Source organism: Bradyrhizobium sp. SZCCHNRI1009 (assembly GCF_032487575.1).
GTDB lineage: Bacteria > Pseudomonadota > Alphaproteobacteria > Rhizobiales > Xanthobacteraceae > Bradyrhizobium.
On the sequence record NZ_JAUEUL010000030.1, the window covers coordinates 44,471 to 60,662 of the forward strand.

Annotated in this window: 14 protein-coding genes; 12 read left to right on the forward strand and 2 right to left on the reverse strand. The window is 65.5% G+C overall.

The window, feature by feature from the left end:
• Positions 1 to 114: 114 nt before the first annotated feature.
• From QX010_RS30360 to QX010_RS30400, 9 genes are all read left to right on the forward strand, one after another.
• Positions 115 to 1,170, forward strand: a complete 1,056-nt coding sequence (locus QX010_RS30360) for a class 1 fructose-bisphosphatase (protein WP_316183326.1) — start codon at positions 115 to 117, stop codon at positions 1,168 to 1,170.
• Between the two features lie 35 nt (positions 1,171 to 1,205).
• Positions 1,206 to 2,081 carry a phosphoribulokinase gene (locus QX010_RS30365; RefSeq protein ID WP_315803476.1) on the forward strand — a complete coding sequence of 292 codons (876 nt, stop codon included), beginning with the start codon at positions 1,206 to 1,208 and terminating at the stop codon, positions 2,079 to 2,081.
• Positions 2,078 to 4,105, forward strand: a complete 2,028-nt coding sequence (gene tkt, locus QX010_RS30370; protein WP_316183327.1) for a transketolase — start codon at positions 2,078 to 2,080, stop codon at positions 4,103 to 4,105. Before QX010_RS30365 ends, tkt begins: the two co-directional genes overlap by 4 nt.
• A gap of 44 nt (positions 4,106 to 4,149) precedes the next feature.
• Entirely contained in the window at positions 4,150 to 5,232 is a 1,083-nt protein-coding gene (gene fba, locus QX010_RS30375; protein ID WP_315803478.1) for a class II fructose-bisphosphate aldolase, read from the forward strand.
• Between the two features lie 35 nt (positions 5,233 to 5,267).
• A complete protein-coding gene (locus tag QX010_RS30380; protein WP_315803479.1) occupies positions 5,268 to 6,728 on the forward strand; it encodes a form I ribulose bisphosphate carboxylase large subunit in 1,461 nt (486 codons plus the stop codon).
• A gap of 75 nt (positions 6,729 to 6,803) precedes the next feature.
• Positions 6,804 to 7,223, forward strand: a complete 420-nt coding sequence (locus QX010_RS30385; protein ID WP_316183328.1) for a ribulose bisphosphate carboxylase small subunit — start codon at positions 6,804 to 6,806, stop codon at positions 7,221 to 7,223.
• 162 nt (positions 7,224 to 7,385) lie between these two features.
• Positions 7,386 to 8,330, forward strand: coding sequence for a CbbX protein (cbbX, locus tag QX010_RS30390; RefSeq protein WP_316183334.1), 945 nt, complete (start codon positions 7,386 to 7,388; stop codon positions 8,328 to 8,330).
• Positions 8,327 to 9,049, forward strand: coding sequence for an HAD-IA family hydrolase (locus tag QX010_RS30395; RefSeq protein ID WP_315803481.1), 723 nt, complete (start codon positions 8,327 to 8,329; stop codon positions 9,047 to 9,049). Before cbbX ends, QX010_RS30395 begins: the two co-directional genes overlap by 4 nt.
• Before the next feature lie 148 nt (positions 9,050 to 9,197).
• Entirely contained in the window at positions 9,198 to 9,890 is a 693-nt protein-coding gene (locus QX010_RS30400; RefSeq protein WP_315803482.1) for a helix-turn-helix domain-containing protein, read from the forward strand.
• Positions 9,891 to 9,899: 9 nt separating this feature from the next.
• Here the strand turns inward: QX010_RS30400 and QX010_RS30405 are convergent, their stop codons facing one another.
• A complete protein-coding gene (locus QX010_RS30405; protein WP_316183329.1) occupies positions 9,900 to 10,487 on the reverse strand; it encodes a PepSY domain-containing protein in 588 nt (195 codons plus the stop codon).
• A 592-nt stretch (positions 10,488 to 11,079) separates the two neighbouring features.
• On the opposite strand from QX010_RS30405, the gene QX010_RS30410 reads away from it, so the two are divergent.
• Positions 11,080 to 11,895: a lytic murein transglycosylase gene (locus tag QX010_RS30410; RefSeq protein ID WP_316183330.1), complete on the forward strand. Its 816-nt coding sequence runs from the start codon at positions 11,080 to 11,082 to the stop codon at positions 11,893 to 11,895.
• Between the two features lie 95 nt (positions 11,896 to 11,990).
• Here the strand turns inward: QX010_RS30410 and katG are convergent, their stop codons facing one another.
• Entirely contained in the window at positions 11,991 to 14,171 is a 2,181-nt protein-coding gene (katG, locus tag QX010_RS30415) for a catalase/peroxidase HPI (protein WP_316183331.1), read from the reverse strand.
• 229 nt (positions 14,172 to 14,400) lie between these two features.
• On the opposite strand from katG, the gene QX010_RS30420 reads away from it, so the two are divergent.
• Entirely contained in the window at positions 14,401 to 15,330 is a 930-nt protein-coding gene (locus QX010_RS30420; protein ID WP_315803486.1) for a hydrogen peroxide-inducible genes activator, read from the forward strand.
• A 391-nt stretch (positions 15,331 to 15,721) separates the two neighbouring features.
• Positions 15,722 to 16,048: a hypothetical protein gene (locus QX010_RS30425; protein WP_316183332.1), complete on the forward strand. Its 327-nt coding sequence runs from the start codon at positions 15,722 to 15,724 to the stop codon at positions 16,046 to 16,048.
• The last annotated feature ends 144 nt before the right edge of the window (positions 16,049 to 16,192 follow it).

A 16,192-nucleotide genomic window follows, 5' to 3' on the forward strand; every position in this document is an offset into this window, starting at 1 on the left:
AACTTTGGTCTATCCAAAGATATTGAAATTTCCCTAATTAGGCAAATCGAGTGTTGATAGCAGCGCGGCACGACGCATTCGTGCGGCTTCATCAAGTTCCCGGCAGAGGATCTGATGGCGAGGGAGTGGCCCATGGATCACCAGATGGATCATCATCAGACATTGCAGGCACATCTGGCGGCGCAGGGTGCCGACGCCGATTGCGCCGCGGTCATCGCGGCTCTGGCCGGGGCGGCGCGCGAGCTCGCGCGGCAGATCGCGGTCGCGCCGCTGTCCGGCGTCGACGAAGGCGCTGCCACCGTGAACGCCGACGGCGACGTCCAGAAGGCGCTCGACATCGTCGCCGACAACCTGATGCGGGAGGCGCTGCGCCGGGCTCCGGTCGCCGGCATCCTGTCCGAAGAGGGCGACCGGCCGGAAACGGTCAATGCTGCTGCCCCACTTTGCGTGGCGATCGACCCGCTCGACGGCTCGTCGAACCTGCAGAACAACATCTCCGTCGGCACCATCTTCTCGATCCGCCCGCGGGGGCGCGACGTGCTCTCCAGCTTCTTCGAGCCCGGCACGGCACAGCTTGCCGCCGGCTTCTTCGTCTATGGACCGCAGACCTGCCTGGTGCTCGCGATCGACCATCGCGTCGATCTCTACGTCCTGCATCCGACCTTGCACGAGTTCATGCTCGCCAAGTCCGGGATCCGCATCCCGCAGGATACGCCGGAGTTCGCCATCAACGCGTCGAACCGCCGCCACTGGAGCGGGACCGTGCGCAACTATGTCGACGAATGCCTGTCGGGCGCCGCCGGCCCGCGCGGCCGCGACTTCAACATGCGCTGGATCGCCTCGCTGGTCGCCGAGGCCTATCGTATCCTGATGCGCGGCGGCGTGTTCCTCTATCCGGCCGACTCCCGCCCGGGCTATCGCGAGGGCCGGCTGCGGCTGGTCTACGAAGCGCATCCGATGGCGCTGATCATGGAATGGGCCGGCGGCTCAGCCTCGAGCGGCCGCGCGCGCATCCTCGAACTGTCGGCGCGCTCGCCGCATCAGCGCGCGCCGCTGATCATGGGCGACGTCCGCCTCGTCCGCGACGTCGACCAACTGCATGAGGGCATCGAGCCGCTGTTCGAAACCAGCGATGCGCCCCTGTTCGCGCGGCGCGGCCTGTTCCGCTGAGCCCGCCTGCCGAACGCGCCTTCCGGAGAAAGTTCATGTCACGTCGTCATCCCATCATCTCGATCACCGGCTCGTCGGGCGCCGGCACCACGTCGGTCAAGAAGACCTTCGAGAACATCTTCCGCCGCGAGAACGTCAAGGCGGCCTATATCGAGGGCGATGCCTTCCATCGCTACAATCGCGAGGAGATGCGCCGCAAGATGGTCGAGGAGGCCGAGCTCGGCAACAAGCACTTCAGCCATTTCAGCCCCGACACCAATCTGTTCGAGGAGCTCGAGAAGACCTTCCGCGACTACTCCGAGACCGGCACCGGCATGACGCGCCACTACGTCCACGACGAGGAGGAGGCGCGGCTCTACGACACGAGGCCCGGCAACTTCACCGAGTGGAGCCGGTTGCCGGAGGACTCCGACCTGCTGTTCTACGAAGGCCTGCACGGCGCGGTCGTCACCGAGAAGGTCAACATCGCGCAGCACGCCGATCTGAAGATCGGCGTTGTTCCGGTGATGAACCTGGAGTGGATCCAGAAGCTGCACCGCGACCGCGCGTCGCGCGGCTACACGACCGAGGCGGTCACCGACACGATCCTGCGCCGCATGCCAGACTACGTGAACTACATCATCCCGCAGTTCTCGGAGACCGACATCAACTTCCAGCGTGTGCCGACGGTCGACACCTCGAACCCGTTCGTTGCCCGCTGGATCCCGACGCCCGATGAATCGATGGTCGTGATCCGGCTGAAGAACCCGCGCGGCATCGACTTTCCCTATCTGCTCTCGATGATCCCGCAGAGCTTCATGTCGCGCGCCAATTCGATCGTGATCCACGGCGCCAAGCTCGATCTCGCGATGCAGCTCATTCTCACCCCCATGATCATGCAACTGATGGACCGAAAGAGGCGCACGCTATGACCGCCAACGCCGTGCAGACGCTGGCTCCGAAAGCCGATCCCAGCCATGCCGAGATGGCGAACGCCATCCGCTTCCTCGCGATCGACGCCGTCGAAAAGGCGAAATCGGGTCATCCAGGCATGCCGATGGGCATGGCCGACGTGGCAACCGTCCTTTTCTCGCGCTTCATGAAATTCGATCCCGCCGATCCGGCCTGGCCCGATCGCGACCGCTTCGTGCTGTCGGCCGGTCACGGCTCGATGCTGCTCTATGCGCTGCTGCATCTGACCGGCTACGAGGCCGTCACGATCGATGAGCTGAAGCGGTTCCGGCAATGGGGCGCCAAGACGCCGGGCCATCCGGAGTATGGCCACACGCCCGGCGTCGAGACCACCACCGGTCCGCTCGGGCAGGGCATCGCGACGGCGGTCGGCATGGCGCTCGCCGAGCGCCTGATGAACGCGCGCTATGGCGACGATCTGGTCGATCACTACACCTACGTGATCGCCGGCGACGGCTGCCTGATGGAGGGCATCAGCCACGAGGCGATCTCGCTCGCGGGTCATCTCAAGCTGAATCGCTTGATCGTGTTGTTCGACGACAACGGCATCTCGATCGACGGCTCGACCGATCTCGCCTGCTCGGATGATCAGCTCGGACGCTTCGCCGCGTCGGGCTGGGCGACGTCCCGCATCGACGGCCATGATCCCGAAGCCATCGAGGCTGCGATCGCTGTGGCGCGGCAGAGCAACCGCCCCACCATGATCGCGTGCCGGACCACGATCGGCTTCGGCTCACCCGGACGGCAGGGCTCGGAGAAGGCGCATGGCGCGCCGCTCGGGCCGGAGGAGGTCGAAAAGACCCGCGCGGCACTGCACTGGCCGCACCGTCCGTTCGAGGTCCCGGCCGACGTGCTGGTGAGCTGGCGCGAGATCGGCGCGCGCGGCCGCAGCGTGCGCCAGGCCTGGAAGGAGCGTGCGCGCAGGCTGTGCACCGCGGACCGCTCGCCCTGTCATGATGCGCTGAACAGGAAGCTGCCGGCCGCCTATGCCGAGCGCATGGCGCAGTTCATCGCGCAGCTCACGGCCGAGCGGCCGAAGATCGCCACCCGCCAGGCGTCGCAGAACGTCATCGATGTGATCGCGACGGTGCTGCCGAACCTGCTCGGCGGCTCGGCGGACCTGACCCACTCCAACCTGACCAAGGCGAAGACGCACAAATCCGTCACACCGGCCGCGATGGATGGCAACTACATCCACTATGGTGTGCGCGAACACGCGATGGCTGCGGCCATGAACGGCATCGCGCTGCATGGCGGCTTCATTCCCTATGGCGGCACCTTCCTTGCCTTTGCCGACTACAGCCGGCCGGCGATTCGCCTGGCCGCGCTGATGGGCATCCGCGTCATTCACGTGATGACGCACGATTCCATCGGCCTCGGCGAGGACGGCCCGACGCATCAGCCGGTCGAGCATGTCGCGAGCCTGCGCGCCATTCCGAACCTCCTGGTATTCCGCCCGGCCGACGCGGTCGAGACGGCGGAAGCCTGGGACTGCGCGCTGCGTGCGGAGACCTCGCCGTCGGTGCTGTGCCTGTCGCGGCAGGGGCTGCCGGCGTTCCGTACCGAAGCATCTGATCAAAACAAGGTGGCGCTCGGCGCCTACGTGGTCGTCGAGCCCGAGGCTGGGCGCGACGTGACCTTGATTGCGACCGGCTCGGAGGTGGCGATCGCGCTGGAGGCGGCCAAGCTGCTGGCGGTCGAAGGCGTCCAGGCGGCCGTGGTGTCGGCCCCCTGCTTCGAGCTGTTCCGCAAGCAGTCCGCCGAGTATCGCGCCGAGGTGCTCGGCGCTGCGCCACGTATCGGAGTCGAAGCCGCGATCGAGGGTGACTGGGCGCGCTGGCTCGGCGATGCCGGCGAGTTCGTCGGCATGCACGGCTTCGGCGCCTCGGCGCCGGCCGAGGTGCTGTACCGCGAATTCGGCATCACGCCTGCGGCGGTCGCCGATGCGGCGATGCGCAACATCATCCGGGCGCGGGCGTCCTGAGCCGCGCCGCCATACAGAACATCGAAACAGGGACGGAGACCAACATGGCGCGGATCACGCTCAGACAATTGCTGGACCATGCGGCCGAGCGCGGCTACGGCGTGCCGGCGTTCAACATCAACAACATGGAGCAGGGGCTCGCGATCATGGAGGCGGCCGCGGCGGTCGATGCCCCCGTGATCATCCAGGCCTCGCGCGGCGCGCGCACCTATGCCGGCGACATCATGCTGTCGAAGATGATCGACGCGCTGGAGGAGATGTATCCGCAGATCCCGCTCTGCCTGCATCAGGACCACGGCAACGACGAGGCGACCTGCGCCACCGCGATCAAATACGGATTCACGTCCGTGATGATGGACGGCTCGCTCAAGGCCGATGCCAAGACGGCCGCCGACTACGACTACAACGTCGACATCACCCGCCGCGTCACCGACATGGCGCATTGGGTCGGCGCCTCGGTCGAGGGCGAGCTCGGCGTGCTCGGCTCGCTCGAGCATGGCGGCGGCGAGCAGGAGGACGGCCACGGCCTCGAGGGCAAGGTCAGCCGCGACCAACTGCTGACCGATCCCGACCAGGCGGTCGATTTCGTCCGCGCCACCAAGGTCGATGCGCTGGCGATCGCGATGGGCACCTCGCATGGCGCCTACAAGTTCTCGCGCAAGCCGGATGGCGAGATCCTCGCCATGAACGTCATCGAGGAGATCCATCGCCGGCTGCCGAACACGCATCTCGTCATGCACGGCTCGTCCTCGGTGCCGCAGAGCCTGCAGGACATGTTCAACCAGTTCGGCGGCGAGATGCCGCAGACCTGGGGCGTGCCGGTCGAGGAGATCGTGCGCGGCATCCGCCACGGCGTCCGCAAGGTCAACATCGACACCGACTGCCGGCTGGCGATGACCGCGATCTTCCGCAAGGTCGGCGCGTCCTCGAAGGTCGAATTTGATCCGCGCAAGTTCCTGAAGCCGGCGATGGACTCGATGCGTGATCTCTGCCGCGAGCGGTTCGAGCAGTTCGGCGCCGCCGGCAACGCCTCGAAGATCAAGGTGCTGCCGCTGTCGGAGATGGCCAAGCGCTACCGCTCCGGCGCGCTCGATCCGCGAATTGGGGGAATGACTGAAGCTGCCTGACATCAACGGCGATAATGAACATTCAGGAGGAACACATGAACGACCAATCGATCACCGTCCGCGGCAAGGATCGCTACAAGTCCGGCGTGATGGAATACAAGAAGATGGGCTACTGGGAGCCGTCCTACCAGCCCAAGGACACCGATGTCATCGCGCTGTTCCGCGTCACGCCGCAGGATGGCGTCGACCCGGTCGAGGCGTGCGCTGCCGTCGCCGGTGAATCCTCGACCGCGACCTGGACCGTGGTGTGGACCGACCGCCTGACCGCCGCCGAGAAGTATCGCGCCAAGTGCTACCGGGTCGAGCCGGTGCCGGGCTCGCCGGGCAGCTATTTCGCCTACATCGCCTATGATCTCGACCTGTTCGAGCCGGGCTCGATCGCCAACCTGACGGCCTCGATCATCGGCAACGTGTTCGGCTTCAAGCCGCTGAAGGCGCTGCGGCTCGAAGACATGCGGCTTCCTGTCGCCTATGTGAAGACGTTCCAGGGTCCGGCGACCGGCATCGTCGTCGAGCGCGAGCGGCTCGACAAGTTCGGCCGTCCCTTGCTCGGCGCCACCGTCAAGCCGAAGCTCGGCCTGTCCGGCCGCAACTACGGTCGCGTGGTCTACGAGGCGCTGAAGGGCGGACTCGACTTCACCAAGGACGACGAGAACATCAACTCGCAGCCGTTCATGCATTGGCGCGAGCGCTTCCTGTATTGCATGGAGGCGGTCAACAAGGCGCAGGCGGCGACCGGCGAGATCAAGGGCACCTACCTCAACGTGACAGCGGCGACGATGGAGGACATGTATGAGCGTGCCGAGTTCGCCAAGGAGCTCGGCTCGACGATCATCATGATCGACCTCGTGATCGGCTACACCGCGATCCAGTCGATGGCGAAGTGGGCGCGCCGGAACGACATGATCCTGCATCTGCATCGCGCCGGGCACTCGACCTACACCCGGCAGCGCTCGCACGGCGTGTCGTTCCGCGTCATCGCCAAGTGGATGCGGCTCGCCGGCGTGGACCACATCCATGCCGGCACCGTGGTCGGCAAGCTCGAAGGCGATCCCAACACGACCCGCGGCTACTACGACATCTGCCGCGAGGACTTCAACCCGATGCGGTTGGAGCATGGCGTGTTCTTCGACCAGAACTGGGCGAGCCTGAACAAGCTGATGCCCGTGGCCTCCGGCGGCATCCATGCCGGCCAGATGCACCAGTTGCTCGACCTGCTCGGCGAGGACGTCGTGCTGCAGTTCGGCGGCGGCACCATCGGCCATCCCCGCGGCATCGCCGCCGGTGCGACTGCCAACCGCGTCGCGCTGGAAGCGATGATCCTGGCCCGCAATGAGGGCCGCGACTACGTGCATGAAGGTCCTGAGATCCTGGCCAAGGCGGCACAGACCTGCACGCCGCTGCGCGAGGCGCTGGAGATCTGGAAGGACGTCACCTTCAACTACGAATCGACGGACTCGCCGGACTTCGTGCCGACCGTGACCCCCGCCGCTTGAACCACGTTCGATGCGTCGCCGTGCTGCGGGCCGGACACCGGCTCGCCCGGCAGCACAACATCAGGAGATTTCAACATGCGCGTGACCCAGGGTTGCTTTTCTTTCCTGCCCGACCTGACCGACGAGCAGATCACGGCCCAGATCCAGTACTGCCTCGAGAAGAATTGGGCCGTGAACATCGAGTTCACCGACGATCCGCATCCCCGCAACACCTATTGGGAGATGTGGGGCCTGCCGATGTTCGACCTGCGCGACGCCGCCGGCATCATGCGCGAGCTGTCCGAATGCCGGAAGATCTATGGCGACCGCTACATCCGCATCTCGGCCTTCGACTCCAGCCATGGCTGGGAGTCGATCCGGCTGTCCTTCATCGTCAACCGGCCGCAGAACGAGCCGGGCTTCCGGCTCGACCGCCAGGAAACCGTCGGACGCAATCTGCGTTACTCGACGCGGTCCTATGCGGCCGAGCGCCCTGAAGGCGAACGCTACTCATAAGAATACCGCGCTGAAGTCCCATCCCGTCGGGGAGGGGACTTCAGCGCCGGCTCTGCCGCATTGATCAAGTCCGATTCGACGGCGTCCCCTGCTTGCCGGAGTTCGCGGGAGGATCTGCCGCCAGCGTGTGCGAACTTCGGCCAAGCGGAGCACCAGCCCATGATGCAGGCCACGCAGGCGGATGCCGACAAGGCCACGCCGGTCGACACCGTCGACCTGCGCCGCGAGTTCGAGAGCGTCGACATCGCACCCGTGCTGGAGCAGCTCGACCGCGAGCTGGTCGGGCTCACCCCGGTCAAGACGCGAATCCGCGAAATCGCCTCGCTGCTGATGATGGAGCGGATCCGCCGCAAGATGGGGCTGGCGACGACGTTTCCGACCTTGCACATGTCGTTCACCGGCAATCCCGGCACCGGCAAGACCACGGTCGCGCTGCGCATGGCCGGCATCCTGCATCGGCTGGGCTTCGTCCGCCGCGGCCACGTCATCAGCGTGACCCGCGACGATCTCGTCGGCCAATATATCGGCCACACCGCGCCGAAGACCAAGGAGGTGCTGAAGAAGGCGATGGGGGGGGTCCTCTTCATCGACGAGGCCTATTATCTCTACCGTCCCGAGAACGAGCGCGACTACGGCCAGGAGTCGATCGAGATCCTGCTGCAGATCATGGAGTCGCAGCGCGAGGACCTCGTGGTCATTCTTGCCGGCTATGCCGACCGGATGGAGAAGTTCTTCCAGAGCAATCCCGGCTTCCGCTCGCGCATCGCCCACCACATCGACTTCCCCGACTATTCGGAAGCCGAGCTGCTGACGATCTCCGAGATGATGCTGGAGGGGCAGAACTACCGCTTCACGCCGGAGGCCCGCGCCGCCTTCGAGAAGTACATCGCCGTCCGGCGCACCCAGTCCTTGTTCTCCAACGCGCGCTCGATCCGCAACGCGCTCGATCGGATCCGCCTGCGCCAGGCCAACCGGCTGGTGTCGCGGCTCGACCGCGTGCTGACGTCCGATGACGTGATGTCGATCGAAGCCAGCGACGTGCTGGCAAGCCGCGTGTTCGCCAAGGGGGCCGACGCGGGAGACGGCAGGGTGGAGGCGCAATCATGAGTCTGGCTCTGGTGAGGAACGCGCCGCTCGACGACCTCCGGCGCCGCATCGCCGACGCCGGCGCACTGATCTTCGACGTCGACGGCACGATGGCCGAGACCGAGGAGATCCATCGCGAGGCCTTCAATGAGGCGTTCGTCGCGGTGGGCATAGACTGGCACTGGGGCCGCCGCATCTACAAGGAGCTGCTGCGTGTCACCGGTGGCAAGGAGCGCGTCCGTGCGTTCGACCAGATGCGGCGCACGGGTCCGCCGCTCAGCGACGCCGTCGTTGCCCGGCTTCATCGCATCAAGACGGAGCGGTTTGCCGCGCTGATGGCCGACAAGGGCTGCCCGTTGCGCCCGGGCGTTCAAGCCTTGCTGGAGGCTGCCTCGGCCCGCGGGCAGCGGCTCGCGATCGCGACGACGACCACGCGCGGCAATATCGATGCCCTGTTGGCGCCCGTGCTGGGCGCCGACTGGGAGGCAGGATTTGCCGCCGTCGTGGCGGCCGACGATGTCGCGCGCAAGAAGCCTGCACCGGATGTCTACCTGGAGGTCTTGTCGCAGCTCGATCTACCCGCGGCCAGTTGCATCGCGATCGAGGACTCCGGTAACGGGTTGATGGCTGCGACCCGCGCCGGCGTTCCCGTGCTGATCACGCGCAGCCTCTACTTTCATGACGACACGTTCGACGGTGCGCTCGCCGTGCTCGATGACCTCGGGGAGTTTGTTGCCTGAGGTATTTTGAGGTGTTTGTGGTGATACGTTGCCGATTATGTACGCCACCATGCGCATAGCCGCGTGGCGTGGTCGTTCTATTGCCGTCTCGACAAGAACGTGTAATCCCTTGACGACATGTCTTCATGTCGAGTCGAGGTCGTTGAGTATGGCCCGCACGCAGGCCAAATTGAAACGTACGGACGTTGCCCGCACGGAAGCGTTTCGCGGGCGGGTGGGACGGCCGCCGAAGGCGCTCGCTGGAAACATCGAGGAGCGTATTCTGGACGCTGCGCGCGCGGTGTTTCTCGAGCGTGGCTTCGACGGTGCCAGCATCGACGAGATCGCTGAACGCGCTCCCGCCAGCAAGCCGACGATTTATGCCCGATACACCGGCAAGGCCGCCTTGTTTGCCGCCGTCGTCGCGCGCTCCATCAACGACGTGATGAATCTGGGATCCTACACGCCGGTGGCCGGCACCGCACAGGAGAAACTGGTCGGACTTGCCATCGCCATCGTCGATCGCGCGCTGAAGGACTCGCTGGGATTGTTACGGGTCACGATCGGGGAGGCTTACCGGTTTCCCGATCTCAGTTGTCAGTTTCATGACGTCTCACGCAAACGGGCCGCCCATGCCGTGGCGGTGCTGCTCGGCGAGACGATCGGCGCCTCGGCCACGACCGCCCGCCGGACGCCGTCGAAGGCGTCGGCCGCCTCTGCCGAGATCTTCATCGATCTGATCGTCATGCCGGTGATCATGCGCTCGCTCATGGGCGAGAGCGAAAGGACGATCCGCAGGGAGCTGCCCGGCTTCGTCCGTGACCGGGTCAAGACGTTCCTGACGCTGCAGCCGAAGGCGTGAGCGGCGCGATCAGCGTCGCCGCAGCGATGACGGTTCGAGCGTCACCTGCTTGAGATCGTTGCCGCTGACGACGACCACGACGAAGGCGAGCTTGCCGTCCTTGTTCATCAGGCCGCCACTGATCGCCCGGCCGGCCGCCGAGCGCTCGGCGATCCGAATCGCATCCGACATCTTGAGCCGGACCGTGGTGAGGGCAGCCAGGCTGTTACGGTCGCTTTCGCTCAGTCCATCCACGGTGGAGAACAGCACGCTGTTGCGCACCTTTGCCGTGGTGCCGTCGATGTCGGATTCCCAGATCCGTCCGCTCTGTAGGGTTCGGACCTTGTAGACGGGGGCGTCGAGCCCACCTTCGAAGCTGATGTCCGCGGTCTTGGAGCCCGGATGAATCCTCTCGGCGATCCGCAGCGCCTGGTGCAGTGACACCTCCGTCCGCCGGAACTTGTCGAGCTCGCGATCGATCGTCTCCTGACTCAGTGCCGGATCGGTGGAGACTTGTGGATCCCTCTCGGTCTGCATGCCGCTGCCGGTCCCGGCGACGGCGTGCGCCAGGGGAGTCCACGACAGCAGGATCAAGCTCAAAAGAATGATTCGTTTCATGACGGCCTGCTGTCTCCGATCTCGGTCGGTGCTTGTAGAGCATTCCCTTGGGAAATGGTTGCGATAAAACGAAACTGTATCGTTTTATAATGACGGCCGGAGGACCTGTCAAGGTTGGCTCCCCCGGGAGATGTCTGGATCCAGAAGAGACCCATTCCTGCGCGGCTCTCGAGGCCGCGGACGAGCGGAGCGGAGATCGTGGTCGAGGCCGACGATCTCGACGTTGGTGACGCACCCGTCCATGCGCGAACGCGCCCGCGCGTCTCACGCCGCTCTCGCTAAACGAAACCGTATAATAATGCCGGGTGGGCCGAACTCCGATGCGGCCGCAGCCGGGCATCGCGATTTCAGAAGGCGATCGTTGGAACCCGCATGGCGATCGGTTCCGCCAGCGGTGCTGGTGCGCACACAGGCGATGGTCGACGCTCGTTCATCTGCGGCTAATTCCCGCCCGGCTATGATTTTCTTCCATTTCCGGTAGGTTGTCGCCGTTGCAAACCGGGGCAGCCGATATGACCGCCGCCAGCGGCGTCCGATGTCCCGCAGGATAATGGTGCGAGCCGCATCGGCGGACGCGACCAGAGGAGTCTGAATGAGCAAACGCCGGGCCATGATCACCTTCACGTTCACCGCCGCGACGCTGCTCGCTGCCTGCGGCGGCGTTGCGCAGGCGGCGCAGTGCGGCTCGTCGCCGGCGGGGTTCGAGGCGTGGAAGCGCGAATTCAGCGAGGAGGCGAGGGCGAAGGGCGTCGGCGGCACCGCGATATCAGCGCTGATGCAGACCAACTACGCCTCGGCGACGATCGCGGCCGATCGTGGCCAGCGCAGCTTCTCGCTGTCGCTCGATCAGTTCCTCGTCAAGCGCGGCGCTGCTGCGATCGTCGCGCGCGGGCGCCAGCTCAAGCAGTCGCAGGCCGCGATGTTCGCCTCGATCGAACAGCGCTACGGCGTGCCGCCCGGACCGCTGATCGCGATCTGGGGCATGGAGAGCGCGTTCGGCAGCCAGCGCGGCAATCAGCACATGCTGTCCTCGATCGCGACGCTCGCCTATGACTGCCGCCGTCCGGAGTTCTTCACCGACCAGCTCTATGCCGCGCTCAAGCTGATCGACCGCGGCGTGCTTTCTGGCAACACCCGCGGCTCGATGCATGGCGAGGTCGGGCAGACCCAGTTCATGCCGAAGAACATCCTGGCCTATGGCGTCGGCAATCTCGACGTCGCCGCCAATGCGCTCGCCTCGACGGCGAACTTCCTGCGTGCCAATGGCTGGAAGGCGGGCGCCGGATATCAGCCGGGCGAGCCGAACTTCGCAGCCATCGAGGCCTGGAACGCCGCCGGCGTCTATCAGAAGGCGATCGCGCTGATGGGCCGCCAGATCGACGGCGGCGGCTCGGCCGCGGCGCGCTGACAGGCCCGCGACTGATAAGCCTGTTCCGTCAAAAAAGCGGCGCTTCATCGCTGAAGCGCCGCTTCTCTGTATGAGCAGTCAGTCGGCGTCTCGCCTCAGGCCTTCAGCTCGAACCGGTCGAGGTTCATCACCTTGGTCCAGGCGGCGACGAAGTCCTTGACGAACTTCTGCTTGGCATCCGAACTCGCATAGACCTCGGCCAGCGCGCGCAGTTGCGAGTGCGAGCCGAAGATGAGGTCGGCGCGGGTGGCCGTCCACTTGATCGCGCCGGTCTTGCGGTCGCGGCCCTCGAAGGTGTGCTCGCCCTGATCGACCGGACGCCAGGCCACGCTCATGTCGAGCAGGTTGGCGAAGAAGTCGTTGGAGAGCGTCTCGGTCTGCGCGGTGAACACGCCATGCTTGGAGCCGTTGGCGTTGGCGCCGAGCACGCGCAGGCCGCCGACCAGCACGGTCATCTCCGGCGCGGTCAGGGTGAGCAGTTGCGCCTTGTCGACCAGCAGCTCCTCGCCGGACAGCCACTGCTTGCCGCTGAGATAGTTGCGGAAGCCGTCATGGGTCGGTTCGAGCACCGCAAACGATTCGACGTCGGTCTGCTCCTGCGAGGCGTCGGTGCGGCCCGGCGCGAACGGCACCGTCACCTCGACGCCGGCCTTCTTGGCGGCCGCCTCGACGCCGGCATTGCCGGCCAGCACGATCAGGTCGGCGAGCGACACCTTCTTGCCGCCGCTGGCCTGCGCGTTGAACTCCTTCTGGATGCCCTCGAGCGTCGAGAGCACCTTGGCAAGCTCGGCCGGATTGTTGACCGCCCAGTCCTTCTGCGGGGCCAGACGAATGCGCGCGCCATTGGCGCCGCCGCGCTTGTCCGAGCCGCGGAAGGTCGAGGCCGAAGCCCAGGCGGTCGAGACCAGCTGAGAGACCGACAGGCCCGAGGCGAGGATCTTTGCCTTCAGCGACGCGACGTCCTTGTCATCCACGAGCGGATGATCGACGGCCGGCACCGGATCCTGCCAGATCAGGTCTTCCTTCGGCACCAGCGGGCCGAGGTAGCGCACCTTCGGGCCCATGTCGCGATGGGTCAGCTTGAACCAGGCGCGGGCGAAGGCGTCGGCGAACTGATCCGGATTCTCCATGAAGCGGCGCGAGATCTTCTCGTAGTCCGGATCGAAGCGCAGCGCGAGGTCGGTGGTCAGCATCGACGGCGCGTGGCGCTTGGACTTGTCGTGTGCGTCCGGCACCGTGTTGGCGCCGGCGCCGTGCTTCGGCTTCCACTGGTGCGCGCCGGCCGGGCTCTTGGTCAGCTCCCATTCATAGCCGAACAGATTCCAGAAGAAGTTGTTGCTCCACTTGGTCGGCGTCGTCGTCCAGATCACCTCGAGGCCGGAGGTGATGGTGTCGCCGCCCTTGCCCGAGCCGTATTTGCTGGCCCAGCCGAGACCCTGCTGCGCGATGTCGGCGCCCTCAGGCTCCGCCCCGACCAGCGACGCGTCACCCGCGCCGTGGGTCTTGCCGAAGGTATGACCGCCGGCGATCAGCGCCACCGTCTCTTCGTCGTTCATCGCCATGCGGGCGAAGGTCTCGCGGATGTCGCGCGCGGCCGCCAGCGGGTCGGGGTTGCCGTTCGGGCCTTCCGGGTTGACGTAGATGAGGCCCATCTGCACGGCAGCGAGCGAGCCGGCAAGCTGACGGTCGCCGCTGTAGCGCTCGTCGGCGAGCCACTTGCCTTCGGGACCCCAATAGATGTCCTGCTCCGGCTCCCAGGTGTCGGCGCGGCCGCCGCCGAAGCCGAAGGTCTTGAAGCCCATCGATTCCAGCGCGACGTTGCCGGTCAGCACGAACAGGTCGGCCCAGGAGATCTTCTGGCCGTATTTCTGCTTGATCGGCCATAGCAGGCGGCGGGCCTTGTCGAGGTTGGCGTTGTCGGGCCAGCTGTTCAGCGGCGCGAAGCGCTGCTGACCGGTGCCGGCGCCGCCGCGGCCGTCGCCGATGCGATAGGTGCCGGCGGCATGCCAGGCCATGCGGATGAACAGCGGACCATAATGACCGAAGTCCGCCGGCCACCAATCCTGCGAATCGGTCATGAGCGCGTGCAGGTCCTTGATCACCGCGTCGAGATCGAGGCTCTTGAATTCCTTGGAGTAGTCGAACGTCTCGCCGAGCGGATCGGACAGGTTCGAGTGCTGATGCAGGACCGACAGATTGAGCTGGTTCGGCCACCAATCCTTGTTCGAAAATCCCTTCAAGCCGCCCGAAAACGGGCACTTGCTGACGTCATCCATGTTTGCCTCCTGACGTGATCGTCATGGTTCCCCCTGGGGTGGGAGCCGGGACCCTACGCGGCTACTTCGATCAGGGGAAATTGAGATTGATGATCATAACGATAAGATTATCTGATGAACGCGGTGTGACGCCCGTCCAAACGCAAAACGATGCCAGACGTTGGCGACACACCTCAGGCTTGTAGTCAGGGAAAATTGACTTCGCGTCGATGAGCGATAAGATAATCTGATGATACATCTGACGATGCGGCAGCTTCGCTATTTCGACGCGCTGGCGCGTCTGGGGCATTTCGGCCGCGCCGCCGAGGCCTGTGCGATCTCGCAGCCGGCGCTGTCGATGCAGATCAAGGAGATGGAGGAGGCGCTCGGCGGCGTGCTGCTGGAGCGCAACGCCCGTCAGGTCGTGCTGACCCGGTTCGGCGAGCAGCTCGCCGAACGCGTCCGCGAGATCCTGCGCTCGGTCGACGAGCTCGGCGACTTCGCCCGCGCCTCGCGCGACAAGCTCACCGGCCGGCTGCGGCTCGGCATGATCCCGACTGTCGCGCCTTATCTGTTGCCCAAGGTGATCGGGAACTTGACGCGCAAGCATCCCGAGATCGACATCCACGTCCGCGAGTCCAAGACGCCGACCCTGATCGAGGAACTGGTCGAGGGCCGCCTCGATGCGGCGATCGTCGCGCTGCCGGTCTCGGAGCCCTCGCTGACCGAGGTCGCGCTGTTCGCGGAGAACTTCCTGCTGGTGCGGCCGCCGGAATATGAAGGCGCTGACGTGCCGAGCAGCGAGATGCTGCGCGAGATGCGGCTGCTGTTGCTGGAGGAGGGGCACTGCTTCCGCGACCAGGCGCTGTCGTTCTGCAACATGCAGGCGCCGCGCGAGATGCTCGATGCCTCCTCGCTGTCGACCCTGGTGCAGATGGTCGGCGCCGGCATGGGCGTGACGTTGATTCCGGAGATGGCGGTCGGCGTCGAGACGCGCTCGGCGTCGGTGTCGCTGGCGCGCTTCGCCGATCCGCAGCCGCAGCGCACGGTCGGCATGGTCTGGCGCAAGACCAGCCCGCTCGCCAAGCAACTGATGCAGATTTCCGAGATCGTCGGCAGCGCGGCCGAGGGTCTGCGCAAGCAGGCCGCGGCAGCGCAGGGCCGCAAGCGGCGCGGCTGAGCGCCGCGCGTGACGACGCCGGCTGACGCCATCCCTGCTGCGTCCCGCCCGCGCCGTGTAGGAACGATCCGTCGTCGTGGCCCGTCACGTGCGGCTTTCCATGGCATAAGTCTTGTATCGATCTCCGCGAGCGGTCGAACGTCCGACGCGCACGCGGGGTGGCGATGCCGCCGGATCGTGATCTCGGTCGGTTGGCTCGCCGCTCGCGCCGATTGCTGATCGAGGCTGCGGACCTGGAGAACGGTCCATGCCTGAGCCGCTTCGACATGAGGGCCTCCGTCATTGCGGGGAGCGACGCGACGAGGCAACCCAGAGTCCCGCCATGGTTCTGGCTTGCTTCGCTGCGCTCGCAAGGAGAGAGCTCGTTCGGGGATGTGGCGAGGAGGTTCGGGTGAAAATTGACGAGCGTGATGATGGCGTCCTGGCCTTTGTGGACGCTGACGGCCGCATCTGGGCGCAATGTGCGCGTCCCTCTCAATATGCCGCCGACACCGATTACGTGATTGAAGGCCCGCTGAGCGGCTTTATCTACGAGGAGGGGACGTTCACGCCGGACAGCGAACAGGCGTTTCGCGCCTGGCTCGACGACCGCTTGATCAGCGACGGGATATTCCATGTCAAGGACAAGGAGACGGCGCTGTCCTTGTGTCGGCGGATCGCGGTGGCCGCGCGCGACATCCTGACCGACCGGTCGGCCTCGTCCCGTTGCCCGCGCTGATCGCTTAATCTTCCGGTAATAATAATTCTATTGCGTAATTTCAGAAATTGTGCTTATCTGTGCGTACCCCGCCTCGAGCAGAGGGACGTACGCGTCGTCACGATACGTTGAGGTGGGCTGCGATGGACGTGACGGCTGCGCCAG